The 19413-nt window shown below is 41.4% G+C and carries 20 protein-coding genes; 12 read left to right on the plus strand and 8 right to left on the minus strand.

Features of this window, described 5'->3' with window-relative positions; translation table 11 throughout:
* The 4 genes from leuC to leuB all read left to right on the plus strand — a co-directional run bounded on the left by leuC (position 1) and on the right by leuB (position 4793).
* A complete protein-coding gene (gene leuC / locus LV83_RS15945) occupies positions 1-1407 on the plus strand; it encodes a 3-isopropylmalate dehydratase large subunit (protein WP_111612544.1) in 1407 nt (468 codons plus the stop codon).
* A 107-nt stretch (positions 1408-1514) separates the two neighbouring features.
* Positions 1515-2105 carry a 3-isopropylmalate dehydratase small subunit gene (leuD, locus tag LV83_RS15950; RefSeq protein WP_111612545.1) on the plus strand — a complete coding sequence of 197 codons (591 nt, stop codon included), beginning with the start codon at positions 1515-1517 and terminating at the stop codon, positions 2103-2105.
* 92 nt (positions 2106-2197) lie between these two features.
* Positions 2198-3757, plus strand: a complete 1560-nt coding sequence (locus LV83_RS15955) for an alpha-isopropylmalate synthase regulatory domain-containing protein (protein WP_111612578.1) — start codon at positions 2198-2200, stop codon at positions 3755-3757.
* The gene (leuB, locus tag LV83_RS15960; RefSeq protein ID WP_111612546.1) at positions 3726-4793 is read left to right on the plus strand and encodes a 3-isopropylmalate dehydrogenase; all 1068 of its coding nucleotides are present in this window, start codon (positions 3726-3728) and stop codon (positions 4791-4793) included. The genes LV83_RS15955 and leuB overlap by 32 nt, the downstream gene beginning before the upstream one ends.
* Before the next feature lie 243 nt (positions 4794-5036).
* Here leuB and LV83_RS15965 read toward each other — a convergent pair whose 3' ends face one another.
* Both LV83_RS15965 and LV83_RS15970 read right to left on the minus strand, forming a co-directional pair.
* Complete coding sequence (locus tag LV83_RS15965) at positions 5037-5267, minus strand: DUF2442 domain-containing protein (RefSeq protein WP_111612547.1); 231 nt, start codon at positions 5265-5267, stop codon at positions 5037-5039.
* A gap of 1 nt (position 5268) precedes the next feature.
* Positions 5269-5517, minus strand: coding sequence for a DUF4160 domain-containing protein (locus LV83_RS15970; RefSeq protein WP_111612548.1), 249 nt, complete (start codon positions 5515-5517; stop codon positions 5269-5271).
* A gap of 145 nt (positions 5518-5662) precedes the next feature.
* Between LV83_RS15970 and LV83_RS15975 the strand changes: the two genes are divergently transcribed.
* Positions 5663-6865: a CehA/McbA family metallohydrolase domain-containing protein gene (locus LV83_RS15975; protein WP_111612549.1), complete on the plus strand. Its 1203-nt coding sequence runs from the start codon at positions 5663-5665 to the stop codon at positions 6863-6865.
* A gap of 77 nt (positions 6866-6942) precedes the next feature.
* A complete protein-coding gene (truA, locus tag LV83_RS15980; protein WP_158530601.1) occupies positions 6943-7728 on the plus strand; it encodes a tRNA pseudouridine(38-40) synthase TruA in 786 nt (261 codons plus the stop codon).
* 218 nt (positions 7729-7946) lie between these two features.
* Here truA and LV83_RS15985 read toward each other — a convergent pair whose 3' ends face one another.
* The 4 genes from LV83_RS15985 to LV83_RS16000 form a co-directional block, all read right to left on the minus strand.
* On the minus strand, positions 7947-8441 hold the full coding sequence (locus LV83_RS15985; protein ID WP_111612551.1) for a GNAT family N-acetyltransferase: 495 nt from the start codon (positions 8439-8441) through the stop codon (positions 7947-7949).
* Positions 8442-8532: 91 nt separating this feature from the next.
* On the minus strand, positions 8533-9900 hold the full coding sequence (locus LV83_RS15990) for a Gfo/Idh/MocA family protein (protein ID WP_111612552.1): 1368 nt from the start codon (positions 9898-9900) through the stop codon (positions 8533-8535).
* A 136-nt stretch (positions 9901-10036) separates the two neighbouring features.
* Positions 10037-10498, minus strand: a complete 462-nt coding sequence (locus tag LV83_RS15995; RefSeq protein WP_111612553.1) for a hypothetical protein — start codon at positions 10496-10498, stop codon at positions 10037-10039.
* A 35-nt stretch (positions 10499-10533) separates the two neighbouring features.
* Positions 10534-10761 carry a hypothetical protein gene (locus tag LV83_RS16000; protein ID WP_111612554.1) on the minus strand — a complete coding sequence of 76 codons (228 nt, stop codon included), beginning with the start codon at positions 10759-10761 and terminating at the stop codon, positions 10534-10536.
* Between the two features lie 92 nt (positions 10762-10853).
* Here LV83_RS16000 and LV83_RS16005 point away from each other — a divergent pair, with 92 nt between their 5' ends.
* Positions 10854-11060, plus strand: coding sequence for a hypothetical protein (locus LV83_RS16005; RefSeq protein ID WP_146613736.1), 207 nt, complete (start codon positions 10854-10856; stop codon positions 11058-11060).
* 389 nt (positions 11061-11449) lie between these two features.
* On the opposite strand, the gene LV83_RS16015 is transcribed toward LV83_RS16005, so the two are convergent.
* Positions 11450-12520, minus strand: a complete 1071-nt coding sequence (locus LV83_RS16015; protein WP_111612557.1) for an Ldh family oxidoreductase — start codon at positions 12518-12520, stop codon at positions 11450-11452.
* A 69-nt stretch (positions 12521-12589) separates the two neighbouring features.
* Positions 12590-13534: a Ppx/GppA phosphatase family protein gene (locus LV83_RS16020; protein ID WP_111612558.1), complete on the minus strand. Its 945-nt coding sequence runs from the start codon at positions 13532-13534 to the stop codon at positions 12590-12592.
* A gap of 302 nt (positions 13535-13836) precedes the next feature.
* Here LV83_RS16020 and LV83_RS16025 point away from each other — a divergent pair, with 302 nt between their 5' ends.
* From LV83_RS16025 to LV83_RS16045, 5 genes are all read left to right on the plus strand, one after another.
* The gene (locus LV83_RS16025; RefSeq protein ID WP_111612559.1) at positions 13837-15420 is read left to right on the plus strand and encodes an acyl-CoA carboxylase subunit beta; all 1584 of its coding nucleotides are present in this window, start codon (positions 13837-13839) and stop codon (positions 15418-15420) included.
* Positions 15421-15455: 35 nt separating this feature from the next.
* Positions 15456-16520, plus strand: a complete 1065-nt coding sequence (locus tag LV83_RS16030; RefSeq protein ID WP_111612560.1) for a M42 family metallopeptidase — start codon at positions 15456-15458, stop codon at positions 16518-16520.
* Between the two features lie 45 nt (positions 16521-16565).
* Positions 16566-17324, plus strand: coding sequence for a helical backbone metal receptor (locus LV83_RS16035; protein WP_111612561.1), 759 nt, complete (start codon positions 16566-16568; stop codon positions 17322-17324).
* A gap of 114 nt (positions 17325-17438) precedes the next feature.
* Positions 17439-18203, plus strand: a complete 765-nt coding sequence (locus LV83_RS16040) for a 3-keto-disaccharide hydrolase (protein WP_111612562.1) — start codon at positions 17439-17441, stop codon at positions 18201-18203.
* A complete protein-coding gene (locus tag LV83_RS16045) occupies positions 18200-18796 on the plus strand; it encodes a 3-keto-disaccharide hydrolase (protein WP_111612563.1) in 597 nt (198 codons plus the stop codon). Before LV83_RS16040 ends, LV83_RS16045 begins: the two co-directional genes overlap by 4 nt.
* Positions 18797-19413 lie beyond the last annotated feature (617 nt).

Here is a 19413-nt window from a genome sequence, read left to right on the forward strand (position 1 = left end):
ATGGAAAAGACAACATTATTTGATAAAATCTGGGATGCTCACGTAGTGAAATCAGTTCCGGCTGGACCAGATGTATTCTTCATCGATAAGCATTTTATCCATGAAGTAACTTCTCCCGTAGCTTTCCTAAACTTGGAAAAGCGTGGAATAGGAGTGAAAAACCCAAGCAGAACTGTCGCTACTCCTGATCACAATGTTCCTACTATAGATCAGGATAAAACGATCAAGGACAAGCTTTCCCGCATGCAAGTAGAAAGACTTCGTGAGAACTGTGCCAAATATGGCATCGAACTTCACGATTTGGGTTCTGCTCATCACGGGATTGTTCACGTGATCGGTCCAGAGCTTGGTATCACGCAACCAGGAATGACGATCGTATGTGGTGATAGCCACACTTCTACGCACGGTGCATTCGGAGCTATTGCTTTCGGAATCGGTACTTCTGAGGTAGAGATGGTTTTGGCGACGCAGTGTATCATGCAGTCCAAGGCTAAGAAAATGAGGATTACCATCGATGGCGTAGCAGGACCAGGTGTGACTTCCAAAGATTTAATTCTTTATGTGATCGCTCAGATTTCTGCAGCTGGTGCTACTGGATATTTTGTGGAATATGCAGGATCTGCGATCCAAAGCCTTTCCATGGAAGCTAGAATGACAGTTTGTAACATGTCTATCGAAATGGGAGCACGTGGAGGTTTGATCGCTCCGGATGAGACTACTTTCGAATACCTAAAAGGAAAACAATATTCTCCAAAAGGTGAAGAATGGGACAAAGCTGTAGCTCACTGGAAAACTTTGAAAACTGACGAAGGTGCTGTTTTCGACAAAGAATATCACTTCGACGCTGCGGATATAGAGCCGATGATCACGTACGGCACAAATCCTGGAATGGGTATCAAAGTGAAAGGAAATATACCTACTACCGAGGGAATGGAAGGCAGTAATAAGTCTTCTTACCTGAAATCTTTGGCTTACATGGGCTTTGAGCCGGGTGAAGCTATCAAAGGCAAAAAGGTTGATTTCGTATTCGTTGGTTCATGCACAAACGGTAGAATTGAAGATATCCGTTCTGTGGCTTCCTATGTAAAAGGTCACAAAAAAGCGGATAACATTACTGCTTGGATTGTACCAGGATCTCGGGAGGTTGAAAAAATGGCGCATGAAGAAGGTTTGGTAAAGATCTTGGAAGAAGCTGGATTCGAACTACGTCAGCCAGGCTGTTCTGCATGTTTAGCGATGAACGATGACAAAATTCCTTCTGGAAAATACGCCGTATCTACTTCCAATAGAAACTTTGAAGGCCGTCAGGGACCTGGAGCTAGAACTATGCTTGCATCTCCTTTGACAGTAGCAGCAGTAGCCATAGCAGGCGAAATTTGCGACCCTAGAGAAGTGTTCCAAAATTAAAAACACGAAGTCAGAAATGGAAAGTACAGATCGAATCGGTAACTAAGTTTTATGCACCGATCAAATCTTTCAATTTTCCAATTTTCCAATCTTTCAATTTATATAAAATGGCTTACGATAAATTTACTGTTCTCACCAGCACTGCGGTTCCATTACCGACAGACAATGTGGATACAGATCAGATCATCCCAGCTAGATTCCTGAAGGCTACTGAGCGTGAAGGTTTTGGCGACAATCTTTTCCGTGACTGGAGATATGATGTGGAGGGAAACCCTAAAAAGGATTTTGTACTAAACGATCCAACTTACAGTGGTAAAATCTTGGTTTCAGGGAGAAATTTCGGTTCTGGATCAAGTCGAGAGCATGCAGTATGGGCATTATATGATTACGGTTTTAGATGCGTAGTTTCCAGCTTTTTCGCAGATATATTCAAAAATAACTGCTTGAATATCGGCGTACTTCCAGTGACAGTTTCTCCAGCTTTTGCTGACAAACTCCTAGATACAATTACTGCTAATCCCGCTGCGACTATTACCGTGGACATTCCTTCTCAAAAGATAACATTGGACTCCACTGGAGAGTCTGAATCTTTTGACATCAATCAATACAAGAAAGATAATATGCAAAATGGCTTCGACGACATAGACTATTTATTGAATATGTCGGAGGAAATCGATGCTTTTGCAGCTAGTAAATAAGTTATAAAATGAAGGCAAATGGAAATCAAAAGGGTCAACCCTCCAAGGGTTTCACACCCTTGGAGGGTGCCGTTGGCAGACGCATTGAAATAATGGATACTACGCTGAGGGATGGTGAACAGACCTCAAGCGTTTCCTTTTTGCCTTCTGAAAAGCTGCAGATCGCTAAGCTTTTGCTGGATGAATTGAAGGTAGATCGAATTGAGGTGGCTTCAGCTAGAGTTTCAGAGGGGGAATTAGAGGGGGTACAGAAAATCACACATTGGGCGACTGAGAAAGGCTATCTCGATAGGGTTGAAGTTTTGGGTTTTGTAGATACGCCTGCGTCGGTGAATTGGCTTTTGAAAGCTGGTGCCAAAGTGATGAATCTACTGACAAAAGGTTCACTTAATCACCTTGTCTACCAACTAAAAAAAACTCAGGAAGAGCATTTTGCAGACATCCAAAAGAGCATAGAATACGCTCAGGAGAATGGGATAGATGTAAATGTGTACTTGGAAGATTGGTCAAATGGAATGCGGAATTCACCCGAATATACGCTTGCGCTAGTTGACTTTCTGACTACGCTTCCTGTGAAAAGGATTATGCTTCCTGATACTCTGGGGCTACTTTCTCCGGAAGAAACCAAGGAATATTTTATCCAGATCTCAACCAAATTCCCGAAAGCACATTTCGATTTTCATGCGCACAATGACTACGATCTTTCTGTCGCCAATGTGATGGAAGCAATCATATACGGTGCATCCGGAATCCATACGACAATAAATGGATTGGGAGAAAGAGCAGGAAATGCCCCTTTAGAATCCGTTATTGCTGTGATTAAAGATTTCACTGATCTTCAGATCAACGTGCAAGAGCAGAAAATCTACCGAGTTAGCAAACTGGTAGAGCAGTTTTCCGGTCAGCATATTCCGGCAAATAAGCCTGTAGTAGGTGAAAATGTGTTTACCCAAACTGCAGGAATCCACGCTGACGGTGACAATAAGAAGAATCTATATTTCAACGATTTGCTTCCAGAGCGATTTGGTCGGCAGCGGAAATATGCCCTTGGTAAAACTTCTGGCAAAGCCAATATTCTAAAGAATTTGGAAGAGCTGGGGATCTCTTTGGAAAAAGAGGAACTGACGAAAGTGACTCAACGAATCATCGAACTCGGTGATAAAAAAGAGCGTGTGACTACGGAAGATTTGCCGTACATTATTTCTGATGTATTGCAAAACAATTCAATTTCCAAAAATATTTTTATCGAAGGCTATCACATGACTCATTCCAAAGGATTGAAGCCTTCGGTGCAGTTGAGATTGAATATTTATGGGAAGTCTTACGATGCCACCGCTACAGGAGATGGTCAGTATGATTCTTTCATGCGAGCTGTCAAAAAAATCTACAAATCACGAAAAAGACAACTTCCTAAATTGATTGACTACCATGTCTCTATTCCTCCTGGAGGAAAAACAGACGCTTTTGTGGAGACTGTCATCACCTGGGATTATGGGAAAATATTTAAAACGAAAGGGCTTGATCCCGATCAAACAGTGGCTGCGATGATGGCCACAGAGAAAATGCTGAACATCGTCGAATCATTCAATCAAACACCAACGAAAGAAGAATCCAAGTTTTATGGAAATGAATATCGCGCTGTTGCCGGGTGACGGCATCGGACCTGAAGTAATCGACCAGGCTGTGAAAGTAGTGAAAGCTATCGGCCAAAAATTCGGACACAAAATCACTTTTACAGAAGCAGTAGTAGGAGCCGCCGCAATTGATGCGACTGGTGAACCTTACCCAGATGCTACCCACGAAATCGCAGCAGCTTCCGATGCAGTGCTTTTCGGAGCTATCGGTGATCCAAAATACGATAATGATCCTAAAGCTAAGGTGCGTCCTGAGCAGGGATTGTTGTTGATGCGTCAGAAATTAGGCTTGTTTGCCAATGTTCGTCCTACCTTCACTTTCCCGTCTTTGGTGCATAAGTCACCTTTGAAGTTGGATCGCGTAGATGGTGTTGACTTTGTTTTCTTCAGAGAATTGACTGGCGGAATCTACTTCGGTGAGCCAAGAGGAAGAAACGAGCAAGGCACAAAAGCTTTTGATACTAATGTGTACAGTAAAGAAGAAATCACTCGTCTAGCGAGAATGGGCTTTGAAGCTGCGCAAAAAAGAAGAAAACTCTTGACTTGTGTAGATAAAGCGAATGTTATGGCTACTTCCAGACTTTGGAGAGAAACCGTACAGGAATTGGCCCCGGAATATCCAGACGTGAAAGTGGAATATGAATTCGTAGATGCAGTAGCAATGCGATTGATCCAGTGGCCAAAAGCGTACGATGTCTTGATCACTGAAAACTTGTTCGGAGATATCCTAACAGATGAGGCTTCGGTAATTTCAGGTTCTATGGGCTTGATGCCTTCTGCTTCTTTGGGGACTTCGATCAAATTATTCGAACCAATTCACGGTTCTTATCCTCAGGCGGCCGGAAAAGACATTGCCAATCCATTGGCTACAGTTCTTTCTGCAGCGATGATGTTTGATTATGCTTTCGACTTGAAGGAAGAGGCTCAGCTGATCTCTGATGTGGTTAACCTTTCTCTTGATGAAGGATATGTAACTGAAGATATCGCCGATGGCGGCACAGCTTACAAAACTTCCGAGGTTGGCGATTGGCTAGCAGCTAAGATTTTGGCTTAAAATAATTAGGCTTTACTAAATGGAAAACCACCTCAGGAATGAGGTGGTTTTTTTGTTGATTTGAGAGCATTCATAATTATTTGCTGCTTAAGACTAGGTGTTTGTTTTAGCTTTTCTTTTTTAATTCTATAATAAATGTAAAGCCCAAGAAATAAAAGTATGATAATGAAGCAGAAGTATACTATTGGAGGAACTCACTCAATGTGGTGAGGCGTTGCTGCCCAGCTTTTACTAGGATTTAAATCATTCATATTTCTTCACCAATTCATTCACGGAAATGTCTTCATCGATAAGTGGCCAGTGAACGCCATATCCTGAAGCAGAGATTTTATACACCGAGCGTTCCATGTCTGACGCTAATAACAGCTTGTTGGATACATCAGCAATATCAAGAACAATTTCCTGCTCATCGACTGACAGGATCATTTTGTCATTGACGAAGTTGATGTCAGAAATATGATAGCTTACTTTCATGTTATTTATTGAAATAGGAGTTCCAAGAGTCTACAATTAAATCAAAGTTCTTGAAAATTATCTTACGAACCTCTTTTCTCCCTGAAGTACTCAAATTATACGAAAAAGCTTCCTTAATGTCTACTTCCTCGCTTAAAATCCAAAATTTACATTCCATGTCTGCTTTTTGCGCATGAATATGAATTGGTTCTGAACCTTCATTTGAATAGAAGAAAAGTCTCCAGCCTGAGATGTAAAGAACAGTTGGCATAATCCAATTTATTAAATAGAAAGGTAATTGAGCATATCTAATAATGTTTTTCTACAAGCAGAACTGGTACTAGGCAAATCCTTAACCCAAATCTAACCTCCAGCCACCTGGAGTTTCCTATCTTAGCATTCCAAACCCCAACCACATGAAACATTACTACACCATTTTTGCGCTCTCTTTGTTTTTCTTGATATCATGTACTTCTCAAGAAGAGACTTCTTCGAAAAAACAATGGTACAAAGGCAACCTGCACACCCATTCCTATTGGTCAGATGGTGACGATTATCCTGAGATGATCATGGATTGGTACAAGTCGCATGACTACGATTTTGTGGTTCTTTCCGATCATAATACGTTGGCAGTTGGAGAAAAATGGAAGTTGATTCCAAAATCCCCATCCCATGAAATGGGTTTCCAGAAATACTTGGATAAATATGGAGACAAGGTTCAATACAGAGAAGATTCAGCGGGTAGGATAGAAGTAAGATTGAAAACCTTAGCTGAATATGCTCCGATGTTTGAAGAGAAAGGGGAGTTTTTGATCATTCAATCCCAAGAACTTACGGAGAGTTTTGAAAGTAAACCTCTGCATATGAACGTGACGAATATCCAGAAATTGATCCCTGCTGAAGGAGGGAACTCCATTCCAGAGATCTTGCAAAATGGCTTGGATAGAGTCAAAGCTCAGCGGGATTCTACAGGAGTCCCTATGTTTTTGCATATCAACCATCCAAATTTCGTGTGGGCGATTACGCCTGAGGATATTATCGCATTGGAAGGTGAGCGATTTTTTGAAGTGTATAATGGTCATCCGCAGGTCAATAATTATGGTGATTCCTTGAGGCCAAGTATGGAAGTGCTTTGGGACAAAGTTCAAGCAGCCTATTTGGAAGCGGGGAAGCCATTGCTTTATGGTTTGGCTGTAGATGATGCGCATAATTATCATGTTTTTGATCAAAATAGTAGCAATCCAGGTAGAGGATGGGTAATGGTTTTGTCTGAAAGCTTAGACCCGGCATCTTTGGTTGAAGCTATGGAGCGTGGAGATTTCTATTCAAGTACAGGTGTTACTTTGGAATCAATTGACTTCAGTGGAAAAACGCTAAATGTCGAAGTGAAGGCGGAGGAAGGAATATCTTATGAAATCCAATTCTTTGGCACCAAAAAATCTTCACCAGAAGAAAGCGGAATATTGCTGAGTGAGGTAACTGGTACTTCCGGATCTTATTCTCTAGAGGATGACGATATGTATGTGCGGGCAAAAATCATTTCCTCTAAACCAAAAGAAAATCCCTATCAGATCGGCGATAAAGAAACGGCCTGGACACAGCCAGTGACAGGGAAGTAATTGCAATTCTTGAGTAGTAGATTGATTTGAACGAAATTGCCCCTAATTTCAACCTCAAATCACAAATCGTTATTTCATTGCAATCCCGACCACATTCCTATCTTTTTTCTATTTCCTATTTTGGTGCTCGATACAAAGGTTGGGCCCCTCAGCCCAATCAGCCAACGGTTCAGCGAAGAGTAGAAAGAGTACTTAGGCATGTACTCGGACATGAGGATTTTTCATTGATTGGGGCTAGTCGCACGGATTCGGGAGTTTCCTGTATAGGCGGATATGTGCAGCTTTTCCTTAGGGAAAAAGTTGAAATGGAAGCACTTTTGCCAGAGTTTAACGAGCATCTTCCCCAGGATATCCGTTTGAATTCCGTGAGAGAAGTGCCAACCAACTTCAATTTGATTCAATCCGTTCAGGAAAAAACCTATCGCTATTATTTTGCTAATTCCACTGATTTTCATCCCTTCGCTTCAGCTTTTCTTGTCAATGTGGGTGGCGACCTTAATTGGAAAGAGATAAAAGAAGCTTGTAGGTTATTTACAGGAAAGCATGACTTCAAGGCGTTTTGCAAACCTTCAGAAAACAAGACGGATTATAAACGCGAAGTTCTTTCTTCAGGAATTTTTGTCTCCAATGAATTTCTAGGGCAGTTTTTTCCTAAGGATATTTATTACTTCGAAATCACCGGAACTGGTTTTCTCCATCATCAAGTCCGGAAAATGATGTGTGCGATTTGGAATGTAGGCTCTGGCGAATGGAAACTGGAAGACATTATCTCACGTCTTGAAAATCCGGACGGGGAGTTTCCAAATCTCCCACCCGCTCCGGCAAATGGATTAGTTCTTTGGGAAACGGTGTTAGAGATTTAATACAAGCTTTGGTCCGTAAGTCTCATGACTTGGACCCAAAATAGTGCAGTCTTCAGACTGAATCATTCCCTCTTTTGCAAGCAGTCCGAAGACTGCATTTTTGCAGGCACAAGTCTGAAGACTTTGCGCCAGAATAGACTTGCGCCAATATAAATGAAGTCAACAACTAAAATCTATCTCACGCCGCGTCGCTGCGCCGTTGCGAGAGAAGAAAATACTCAAAGCTTCATCTCAAACACATAATCATCCATCACATACCCATTGCCAATGTCGATGACTTCTTCTTTTATTTTCTTAAAACCCAAATACTCGTAAAAAGCGATCGCACCCTCGTTGTATTTATTGACATTCAAGAGGAGACTTTTCTGATCTTTTGCCAGCGCAACTTCTTTGATCTTCTGAATCAATTTCTTGCCAACTCCTTTTCCCTGAGCTGTAGGAAGAATATAGATCTTGTGGATTTTGGTTTGACCTGGTAGTTGATTGAGCTGAATTCCGGTAAATCCTAATTCTACGTCATCTTCGAATGCTAGTAAAAAGATATGACCTTCATCCAACTGCTTCTCGAGATGCTGAATATCATAAAACCAATTTAGCATGTAGTCGATTTGGGCAGGGCTTAGAATTTCCCTGAAAGTATCTGGCCATGTACGTTGAGCTATGGATTGAACTAGAATTAATTCTTCTTTTGACGCCTGTTTTATTTGAATCATGGTAGTGGAGTCTCAATTTATCCGAATTGGATTAAAAAAAGGAAACCGAGCCATTTTTTACGAAGCTCGGTTTTATGGTATCAATTTTTTATCAGATTTTATTTGGTTCAGGATGCTCATAACCTGCTCGATATGGTCTTCTCAGCAAAGCAGTTGCTTCGTCATCACCAACAATAGTCATAGTTTTTGGGTCATATTTTAATGGTCTACCTCCCAATTCCATTGACATATTTGCCAAGATGCAGGAGGCAGTCGAAATATGCCCTTCCAAAACATCAGCCACTGGCAAAGTGTCTTTTTCTATGGCTTGAAGCCAATCTCTCAACTGCGCCCTTGTGGCTGGTGCCGCATGAACCTCATTGTCTTTTTCAGTTACATCCTCAGGATATTCTTCCTTTTCCAAAACCACCGGATAGTGAATTGGTTCACCATTATTTCTTCCTTCGGGATAAAAATCAGCACGCATTGGACTGCCAGCTAGCATGCCATTTTCACCGTAGATTTTAAAAGCCCATGGGTAATCCTTATCCACGGGATTGCCCCAAGTTCTATGTTGCCAAACTATGTTCAGTTCATCATATTCGAAAAGAGCAGTCTGGGTATCCGAAATGTTCGCTACACTGTCTTTTTGCACATAGATCCCACCTGTCGAAGTCACTTGCAGTGGCCATCCCAAGTCCAGCATCCAGCGTACCGAATCGAGCATGTGTACACACATGTCTCCTACTATTCCGTTTCCGTATTCCATAAATGCCCTCCATCCTCGGTGCAAAATTCCGCGATAAGGCAACTTTGGAGCAGGACCCGCCCAAAGCTCATAATTCAAATTCTCAGGAACGGGCATCACCTCTGGATTACTATTATTTCGCATATGATAATAGCAGCAAACTTCTGCATGAGAGATTTTCCCGAGTTTTCCGGTGTCGATTATTTCTTTTTTTGCCTGTACCAAATGCGGGGTACTTCTACGCTGAGTGCCGATTTGTACTTTGCGATCATACTTTCTGGCTGCCGCCAGAATCGCCTCACCTTCGATCACATCCACCGAAATTGGCTTTTGCAAATACAAATGTGCCCCACTCTTAACGACATCAATTGCCATGAGCGCATGCCAATGGTCTGGAGTTCCGATCAGAACATATTCTGGCTTTTCTTTTGCCAAAAGCTCCTTGTAATCCTCATAAAGAGTTGGGACTTTACCCGACTTTTGACGAGTCGAAACCAATCTTCCTGCCTCTGCTAGTTGCTTGCTATCCACATCACAAAGGCCAACAACTTCTACATCTGCCACTTGAATCAAGCGAAAAAGGTCAGATTTCCCATACCAGCCTGTGCCTATGAGCGCAACTTGAAGCGGCCCTTCGCGATCTTTGAAATCCATGCCAAGTAAGCCGAAGCTAGCCAACGACATCAGGGCTGTACTTCCTTTTAAAAATTCTCTTCGATTTAATGGGTTCATAGGGTATGGGTTTTTGGTATAGGTGCTTTAAATTACAAAAAGCACAGTCTTCATCAAGTGGTTTTTAATCAGTTTGTGATCATCGGTTAAAGTTGATAAAACTCAATTTGAAAAAATAGCTTGCAAAAGGCTTAAATCACTTAGCCACCCAATCCAACTGCCTGCCTTCTTCTGCTGCTTGCTTATCTTTAGACGTTCCAATAGCTATGCCTATCGCCATTCCAATTGGCAGACCTATTCCCAAAAAAGCAAGATTTCCTATGGAAATGCCAAATACCACTCCTAGCGGGATCCCGAAAGTAGCCATTCCAAGAACGAGCCATTGGAGCTGATAGTGATTTTGTGGGACAAGGTTGAGTTCCTGATCGAGCAGTTTAATGATAGCTGCTTGTGCGGATTTTATTTGCTTCAGCAATTCTGGATCTGGTCCTGGGAAGTCATTTACTCCTTCGATGATCTCGTTGATTTTCTGTTGTTGAGCCTGTGGGATTTTCTTTTGCTCAATGGCAGCAATGAGTGTGCTCAGGTTACTAGCAGCTTTGGCAAGTTTCGGGTTTTCTTCGAAAGAGGGGCGGGAGGTGAGGGGAGTGATGGGCATTGGCAATTTTTGATATCCTAGTTAATCCAAAATTATTACAAATCATTTAGATCCTTAGACCTCGCTTTAAAAACCGTTTTATCCATTCTTGGAGGATTATCTATGTCGTATCCGTAGGCGATACTATTGAGATACTTGTGAATTTGCATTCTTTCCTGCCAAGTTAAATTTTTATATTCTTTACCGTAATTGACCTGTTCGGAGGCATTTCTTGCATGAAAGGCAGATCGGTTGAGCTTGAATTTTTTAGGGAGGTCGGACATTGTTGATTTGGATAGGATTCTTTAAAGTTAAAAAAGAGACGGGGTTTGAGCACTTTTATTTTGAAAAAGCTAAATTAATCAGAAACACAATCATGGAACTAGCAGTTGAAAAACTACGCTTGGTGAAGCAGATACTCGAGATCAATGATGATAAGTTGATCTCAGCACTGTTGAATTTACTCACTATGACGAATAGCGAAAATTCCTTGACTGAAGAACAGCATCAGGGACTATTGCTTGGGATCAAACAATTAGATGAAGGAAGGCGTGTTTCTTTGAAAGATTTTTTAAGAAAATAAAGAAGAGTTGAAAAAGTAAACCCAGTAAGCACATCCGATTATCCCTGTTATATTGATCCAAAGCAAAGTTCTGTTGTAGTGGTTTTTCCTTTTAAAAGTTAATAAAGCAGGAATTAGATATAAAATACCGATGAATGTAACAGGAAGCAGTAGTACTCCGTAGCCAAATGGCCCTCCCCCAGATTTTAGAATTCGGAATGTGTGAGGAAAGAAAACTGAAATATTGGAAAGAATTATAAATCCTGAAAAAGTCAAGTTTAAGATTTTTATAGATATGTGATCTTGAGTAATTGGGTGCTGTTTTTGCATCATTTTAAGATCATTCAGTTAATAATATAAAATCTAAATTTTAACATTTAACATCGGTCAACCGACTATACCCCACATTCCTAAAACATTACCCCAAATCTCTCCCCCAATTCCGTCAAATCCTTTACCACAGGATCAAGCAGCGGAATTCCCTCTTTCATTCTGATAGCTTCCAATTCCCGCTCTGGATCACCTGGGATTAAGACTTTTTCATTTCCAGGAGTTGGCTTGGCAGCTCGGAATCGAGTGATCCAATTATCCATGTGCGCTTTGAATTCATCTGCTGGGCGAAAAGCATCTACGCGCATAGCGCCAAAAAAGTGACCAATTCCTTCTCCGACTGGATTTGGATCTGGCTCTAAGAAAGCCACGAAAGGAGGAACCCATGGGCCATAATTGGCTCCCGATAGTACTGCAGAGAAAATATCCACAATGGAACCCAAGGCATAACCTTTATGAGAACCATGTTCCCTATCTCCACCCAGTGGCAGTAGAGCTCCGCCATCTTTCACTCCATTTGCGGAAGTGGTCGGATTGCCTTCTTTGTCCTGCACCCAGCCAGTTGGTGTATCCATTCCTTTGCGCTGCAAGATTTCCAATTTACCATTCGCTGCGGTGGTTGTTGCTAAGTCCGCCACGAAAGGGGGTTGGTTTTTAGCAGGTATTGCAACAGCAATTGGATTTGTTCCTAATAATCTTTCCTGCGAAAAAGTAGGAGCGACTAGTGGGCTCGCATTCGTCAGGGAAATTCCGATCATATCATGAGCTAAAGCCTGCATAGCATGGTATCCTGCAATGCCGTAATGATTCGAGTTTTTCACAGAAACCCAGCCTGTTCCAGCGATTTTAGCTTTTTCGATAGCAACCTTCATGGCAAAAGGAGCTACCACCAAACCCAAACCTCCGTCTCCGTCCACTACTGCCGTAGAGGGAGTTTCGTGTACTACTCTGATATTTGGCGTTGCATTTATCCTCCCTTTTTCCCACAAACGAACATAGCCCGAAAGCCGTGCAACGCCATGACTGTCCACTCCTCGAAGATCCGCCGAAAGCAATACGTCAGCAGCTGTCTTGGCCTGATCTGCCGGACAGCCGATTTTGGTAAGCATGCCTAATGTAAAAGTGTGAAGTTGTTCAAAAGAATAAGTCATAGCAATAGAGGGAATAAACTGTTAAATAATTAGCAGCTAAATATAAGAAATGAAATTTTTCAGAAAGGCTTAAATAGCGGTTTGCTCAGGAATTAGCAAAGAAGCAATTGCTCCTTCTTTGAGTGCATAGTGCGAGCAGGTGATAAAATCCACCTCTATGTAGCGCAAAATAAATTCTATCAAACTGGATGCTACCACGATCATATCAACTCGCATTGGAATCATCCCAGGAATGAGTAATCGTTGTTCCTTGTTTTTGCTTAAAATCATGCGATGAATTGCTTCGTATTCTTCCACAGGAAGCTCAAATACATGTCGTCCGGTGAGTTTGCACTGGAGCATGGACTCAAAATAAATATCCGTAAGGGTATCAAAAGTCCCGGAAGCTCCGACTAGGCCTGATGGTTTGTAGGTTTTGATAGCTTCTATCAAAGGCTGAAGTTTCTCTTCCAGGTAATTTTCCAGCTTATCAATTTCTTCTGGAAGAATTGGGTCATGGTAGTGAAAAAGCTCCAACAGACGTTGACCGCCTATTTCAAAACTTTGTTTCCAAAGAGACTCCTGACTGTTACCGATGATGAATTCTACAGAACCCCCGCCGATATCCATCATTAGTTCAGTTTGTCCATTTAAAGAACCGGAAAGCCGAATTCCTTGGTAAATCATTTGAGCTTCTTCCTCGCCTGACAGCACTTGAATGTTAATTCCAATAGTTTCCTTGACAGTTTTGACGAACTCTGGACCATTTTCAGCATTCCGGACAGCAGAGGTAGCAAAAGCAAAAACCTGATCTATGTTTTCACCATCGATCAGGTTTTTGAAGTGTTTAAGCGTATGATATGCTCTTTTTACCGCATCTTCAGCAAGATTATTTTGATTGATTCCGCCTTTTCCCAATTTGACAGGGATTTTCTCCTTGTAAATTGTTTTAAAAGTTACATCATCCAATTCTACCAATAACAAATGAAATGTATTGGTGCCCATGTCAATTACCGCCGCCTTTCGGGTACTCATACGCTGCCAATTTTTAAAGATGGGCGAATATAGAAAGTTATTTGAAATGAGGTCTTTCCATATAAATTTAATTGCCTGATTTTTTTTCTAAACACTAGTTCATTACAACACGCGCTGAGGTTTCACGGAGATGAACAGTGACAACTAGTAGCCTACTGAAGCTGTGCTGGCGAAAGCTTCCTTGGCTATGGATTTTTCCTAACAGCTTTTACTACTTTCTTTTTACAATAATTACATCTGGAAACAATCCTTTCCATAGCTGACAAAGCCTGCTATATTTGAGCAAGTCTAAAAACTATCGTATGAGCAAAAAAGATAAACCCAATTATACTTTACCAGGAAAAGAAGGCAAGATAGAGTTGCTGAAAAAGAAAAATGCGGAAGCGTTACTCGGTGGAGGAGAAAAAAGAATAGCTTCTCAACACCAGAAAGGTAAACTCACCGCCCGTGAGCGTGTGGAGTTATTGTTGGATGAAGGTACTTTTCAGGAGATTGATAAATTCGTCATGCATCGGGCAAAGGATTTTGGTCTGGACAAAGAACATTATCTGGGTGATGGTGTGATTACCGGGTACGGAGAAGTCAATGGGCGGTTGGTTTATGTTTTTTCCCAGGATTTTACAGTTTTTGGAGGATCCCTTTCCGAAACCCACGCGGAGAAAATCTGCAAGATCATGGATATGGCGATGAAAAATGGTGCTCCCGTGGTAGGGTTGAATGATTCTGGAGGGGCGAGAATCCAAGAAGGAGTAAATTCGCTCGGCGGTTATGCAGATATATTTTATAGAAATACACTTGCATCTGGAGTAGTGCCTCAGATCTCAGCGATCATGGGCCCATGTGCTGGTGGAGCCGTTTATTCTCCCGCAATTACAGACTTTATATTGATGGTGGAAAACACCTCCTATATGTTTGTGACAGGACCAAATGTGGTGAAAACTGTCACCCAGGAAAATGTTACCGCCGAGGAACTTGGAGGAGCTTCGGCTCATAGTACCAAAAGTGGGGTAACTCATTTCGCTTGCGCAAATGAATTAGAATGCCTTCAACACATCAAAAAGATCTTGAGCTATATGCCTCAAAATTGTGAGGAAATCGCTCCTGTTTATCCATATGAATTATTAAAGGATGAAAGTCGGAAGGATTTGGACAGCTTGATTCCAGATAATCCCAATCAACCGTATGATATTCGAGATGCAGTAAGAGGAATAGTAGATGAAGATTCATTTTTGGAGGTACATGAAAACTTTGCGGACAATATTGTTGTTGGCTACGCAAGGATCGCGGGTAGAAGTATAGGAGTGGTTGGGAATCAGCCGCAGTCTATGGCTGGTGTTTTGGATAACGATGCCTCAGTAAAAGCTGCCAGATTTGTGAGGACCTGCGACAGTTTTAATGTTCCACTCTTAGTTTTGGTAGATGTCCCAGGGTTTTTGCCTGGTACTGATCAAGAATGGAATGGCATTATTACAAATGGAGCAAAGCTGCTTTATGCCTTTTCGGAGGCTACAGTTCCCAGAATCACAGTGATTACCAGAAAGGCATATGGTGGTGCCTATGACGTGATGAATTCTAAGCATATAGGTGCCGATCTAAACTTTGCATGGCCAACAGCAGAGATCGCTGTCATGGGAGCTAAGGGGGCTTCAGAGATTATTTTCAAGAAAGAAATTGCAGAAGCCAAAGATCCAGAAGCCAAACTTCAGGAAAAAGTAGATGAGTACACTGCTAAGTTTGCAAATCCTTATCGTGCAGCGCACCGAGGTTTTATTGACGAAGTCATCATGCCTTCGGAAACCCGCATCAAACTTATCAAAGCATACAAAATGCTAGAAAACAAGGTGGATAGGATCCCTAGAAAGAAGCATGGGAATATTCCGCTGTAAAAAATTCAATTACCAATTTTCAAATATAATTTTCAATGGATTCGAATACCTTTTTATATAAGTACTTAAACAACGCTTCCCCAACAGGCTTTGAAGCATCAGGTCAGCAAATTTGGCTGGATTATGTTAAGCCATTCGTTGATGATTATTTTACTGATAATTACGGAACTGCTGTTGCGGTAATTAACCCAAAGGCTGAATATAAAGTCGTGATCGAGGCTCATGCGGATGAGATCAGTTGGTTTGTAAGCTATATTAAAGACGATGGCTATATTTATGTTCGTCGCAATGGAGGTTCTGATCACATGATCGCTCCATCCATGAGGGTAAATATCCATACAGACAAAGGAATACTCCCTGGGGTATTTGGCTGGCCAGCTATCCATGTTAGGAAAGAAGGCAAGGAGGATGCGCCAACTTTGGATAATATTTTCATAGATGTGGGAGCTAGATCAAAGGAGGAAGTTGAAGAAATGGGGATTCATGTGGGTTGCGTGATCACTTTCAAGGATGAGTTGACTGAATTGAATGGCAAATTCTACTCAGGTAGAGCCCTTGATAATAGAATAGGAGGCTATATGATTGCTCAGGTCGCCAAGAGACTTAAAGAAGAGAAAAAGAAATTGCCATTTGGACTTTATATAGTAAATGCCGTTCAAGAGGAAATAGGTCTTCGTGGAGCTCAAATGATCGCTGCCAAAATCAAACCTAATGCAGCAATTATCACAGATGTTTGTCACGACACCACTGCTCCGCTTTATAATAAGGTCACAAGTGGAGATTACACCGCAGGCAAAGGCCCGGTGTTGCCAGTTGGTGCCTCAATTCACAAGAAGCTGTTGGATTTGATTATTGCCACGGCGAGAAAGAAAGAGATTCCTTTCCAGAGAGCTGCGGCATCTAGAGGCACAGGAACAGATACGGATGCATTTGCTTATTCTAATGAAGGTGTGCCATCGGCATTGATCTCCCTCCCTTTGAAATACATGCATACTACTGTTGAGACTGCAAGCAAGGATGATATCGAGCAGGTGATCAATTTGATGTATGAATTCTTGCTGGATTTTGATCCCGCTTTCGATTTTAGATACATAAAATAGGGTCAAAACCCACGGTCATTTCGGCTGTGGACTTTTTCTTTTGGTATGGAATACACAGATCAACTCAAGCGTAACGTTATTATTTCTTCACCTCCCCAGCGGATTATTTCGCTTGTTCCATCTCAGACCGAGCTATTGGTAGATTTGGATTTAGAGGAAAAAATAGTAGGAGTTACCAAGTTTTGTGTGCATCCGAGTGGATTGCAAAAGCGTAAAACGATAGTTGGTGGCACTAAAAACTATCGAATGGAAGTGATTGAATCTCTGAAGCCTGATTTGATTATTGGTAACAAAGAGGAGAATGAGCGATCGGGAATAGAAGAATTGATGGGGAAGTACCCGGTTTGGATGAGTGATATCTTAAATTTGGAGGATAGCTTGGAGATGATTGGGGCTTTTGGACAAATGCTTGGAAAAAAAACCAAATCAGAGCAGCTCGTAGAGAAGTTGAAAAACGACTTTGCTTCTTCGCTACCAAAGAAGGGAAATGCTATTTATCTTATATGGAAGGATCCTATCATGGCAGCAGGAAACGATACTTTTATTAATGAAATGTTGGGGTTTGCTGGATTTGAGAACCTAGTTCGAACTTCGCGATATCCAAAGCTATCAGAAAAGGAATTGGTAGAGTTAAATCCTGAACATTTATTACTCAGTTCAGAGCCTTATCCTTTTAAAGAGTCACACCTTCAGTATTTCAAATCGCTTTTACCGAAGGCTAATATTAGATTAGTTGATGGAGAGATGTTTTCTTGGTACGGTAGTAGACTACTTAAAGCAAAGGTCTATTTAGAAAGTTTATAGGATCAAATTCTTTTTTCAGGCATTACCGCTCATGAAAAAATATATTTAGCTGAAGGACTTTTTTAAAAAATTCAATTAACTTTTGAGTCTAAATATTTTCAAACTTAACATAACATGAAAAACACAAGATATACTTGGGTTGGATTATTTGCTTTAGTTTGGGCTTGTGGGCCTAAGCCAGCAGAAAATTCAGTAACCGAAACTATAGTAGAGGAAGTTTTGACACCTGAAAATTCCCTCACAGAGGAAGAGAAGGCGGATGGCTGGATGCTACTTTTCGATGGAAAAAATACAGATGGCTGGAGAGCATTTAATGGGGATAGCTTTCCTTCGGATGGCTGGACAGTCGAAGATGGAGCTTTAAAAGCATTGGGTAAAGGCGGAGATATCGGTGGAGATATAGTGTTTGGCCCAGTGGAATTTGAGCAATTTGAGATGGAATGGTCTTGGAAAATCGCTCCGGGAGGAAACAGTGGCGTTTTGTATCATGTAGTGGAAGATCCGAAATATGAAGCTCCCTATGAGACAGGACCTGAGTATCAGATGATCGATCAGTTGGGTTTTGCAGAACCTCTGGAGAAATGGCAGTCAATTGGCGCGGATTATGCAATGACCGAGCCTGATTATGAAGGAGCCGTCAAACCAGCGGGTGAATGGAATACATCGAAAATCATTTTCTCAGAAGAAGGATCCAGCTATTATTTGAATGGTCAGAAGACTGTTGAGTTTGTTCCTTATTCAGAAGCATGGACTGCTGCTCGTAATTCAGGCAAGTGGAATGATTTTCCTGATTACGCAATTTCAAAAACTGGGTTGATTTCACTTCAAGATCATGGAGCCGAGACGTGGTTCAAAAACATTAAAATTAAAAAACTATGAAGAAGGTATTAGTGATGATGCTATTATTAGCATCTGTGAATTTTGCATATGCTCAGAATAAAGTAAAACTCTTTAATGGAGAGGATCTGACAGGCTGGACTATCTATGGTACCGAAAAATGGTATGTTGAAGATGGATTGCTGATTTCTGAAAGTGGCCCCGATAAAGGATACGGATATTTAGGGACGGATGAAGAATATGATGATTTTGAAATCACACTTGAATTCAAGCAAGAGGCGAATGGTAATTCTGGTGTTTTTATTAGATCTACGGTAGAAGGAACAAAAGTTTCGGGTTGGCAAGTAGAGGTAGCTCCTCCAGGTAGTGACACTGGCGGGATCTATGAATCATACGGCAGAGGCTGGTTAGTGAAGCCGGATCCAGAAAAAGACAAGTATTTGAAGTTCGGCGAATGGAACAAAATGAAGATCGTTGTCCAAGGAGACACCGTTACTTCTTATTTGAATGGAAAAGAAATGGTGAACTTCTCAGATGCCAAAATAGGAGAAGGAAAAGGTGGAATTTGTCTTCAGATCCATGATGGTGGAGGGATAAAGGTTTACTGGCGAAACATTGTTTTGAAAAAGCTGTAAAATCCCAAAAGAAATAGATAAAATGCCCTGATGATTCAATTATCAGGGCATTTTTATTTTGTAAAACTTTTCTTGGTCTCTATCAGCAGCTTATCTCGGTGGGGGTTTAAATCTCAAATATTCTCTTGCCCTTAAAATAAAAAGGTAGATATTTGCACTCCCAAACGACGCAGACGGTGTCAGGGAAGCGGCTGAAGCTAGCTGTTGAGAGATTGAAAATACGAGTAAGAAATTAATTTTGCTGCGGGGGTTTGGAAGTCGAAAATGAGTTCTTACCTTTGCGCACCGATCTGAGGAGCGTGGTGAAGTAGGGGCAGAGTATCCTCTGAAAAACTTTACAAATTTATTTCACAAAGGTTATTGCGGTTTAAAAATAAGCTCTTACCTTTGCACTCCCTTCAGCAAGGAAGGGAAAAAAACGGAGCGGAAATCGTAAGATTGAGGCATCTGACCAAGACCACAAATGCGTGGTGTTAAGTTCTTTGAAGTGATGTAAGACGAAAAAAATAGTAACCTGAGAACAGACAGGGAGACGTTTATGGGATTTGCTTCGTGCGGTCTCATGGACAGTGTATAAATAATGATAATTTACAATGGAGAGTTTGATCCTGGCTCAG

This window comes from Algoriphagus yeomjeoni (assembly GCF_003259505.1).
GTDB classification, from domain to species: domain Bacteria; phylum Bacteroidota; class Bacteroidia; order Cytophagales; family Cyclobacteriaceae; genus Algoriphagus; species Algoriphagus yeomjeoni.

Excerpts from the sequence above, each read along its gene's own strand:
- leuC (WP_111612544.1), top strand. The coding sequence starts at position 1 with ATGGAAAAGACAACATTATTTGATAAAATCTGGGATGCTCACGTAGTG.
- leuD (WP_111612545.1), top strand. The coding sequence starts at position 1,515 with ATGGCTTACGATAAATTTACTGTTCTCACCAGCACTGCGGTTCCATTA.
- LV83_RS15955 (WP_111612578.1), top strand. The coding sequence starts at position 2,198 with ATGGATACTACGCTGAGGGATGGTGAACAGACCTCAAGCGTTTCCTTT.
- leuB (WP_111612546.1), top strand. The coding sequence starts at position 3,726 with ATGGAAATGAATATCGCGCTGTTGCCGGGTGACGGCATCGGACCTGAA.
- LV83_RS15965 (WP_111612547.1), bottom strand. The coding sequence starts at position 5,267 with ATGAAAGTAAGCTATCATATTTCTGACATCAACTTCGTCAATGACAAA.
- LV83_RS15970 (WP_111612548.1), bottom strand. The coding sequence starts at position 5,517 with ATGCCAACTGTTCTTTACATCTCAGGCTGGAGACTTTTCTTCTATTCA.
- LV83_RS15975 (WP_111612549.1), top strand. The coding sequence starts at position 5,663 with ATGAAACATTACTACACCATTTTTGCGCTCTCTTTGTTTTTCTTGATA.
- LV83_RS15985 (WP_111612551.1), bottom strand. The coding sequence starts at position 8,441 with ATGATTCAAATAAAACAGGCGTCAAAAGAAGAATTAATTCTAGTTCAA.
- LV83_RS15990 (WP_111612552.1), bottom strand. The coding sequence starts at position 9,900 with ATGAACCCATTAAATCGAAGAGAATTTTTAAAAGGAAGTACAGCCCTG.
- LV83_RS15995 (WP_111612553.1), bottom strand. The coding sequence starts at position 10,498 with ATGCCCATCACTCCCCTCACCTCCCGCCCCTCTTTCGAAGAAAACCCG.
- LV83_RS16000 (WP_111612554.1), bottom strand. The coding sequence starts at position 10,761 with ATGTCCGACCTCCCTAAAAAATTCAAGCTCAACCGATCTGCCTTTCAT.
- LV83_RS16005 (WP_146613736.1), top strand. The coding sequence starts at position 10,854 with ATGGAACTAGCAGTTGAAAAACTACGCTTGGTGAAGCAGATACTCGAG.
- LV83_RS16015 (WP_111612557.1), bottom strand. The coding sequence starts at position 12,520 with ATGACTTATTCTTTTGAACAACTTCACACTTTTACATTAGGCATGCTT.
- LV83_RS16020 (WP_111612558.1), bottom strand. The coding sequence starts at position 13,534 with ATGAGTACCCGAAAGGCGGCGGTAATTGACATGGGCACCAATACATTT.
- LV83_RS16025 (WP_111612559.1), top strand. The coding sequence starts at position 13,837 with ATGAGCAAAAAAGATAAACCCAATTATACTTTACCAGGAAAAGAAGGC.
- LV83_RS16030 (WP_111612560.1), top strand. The coding sequence starts at position 15,456 with ATGGATTCGAATACCTTTTTATATAAGTACTTAAACAACGCTTCCCCA.
- LV83_RS16035 (WP_111612561.1), top strand. The coding sequence starts at position 16,566 with ATGGAATACACAGATCAACTCAAGCGTAACGTTATTATTTCTTCACCT.
- LV83_RS16040 (WP_111612562.1), top strand. The coding sequence starts at position 17,439 with ATGAAAAACACAAGATATACTTGGGTTGGATTATTTGCTTTAGTTTGG.
- LV83_RS16045 (WP_111612563.1), top strand. The coding sequence starts at position 18,200 with ATGAAGAAGGTATTAGTGATGATGCTATTATTAGCATCTGTGAATTTT.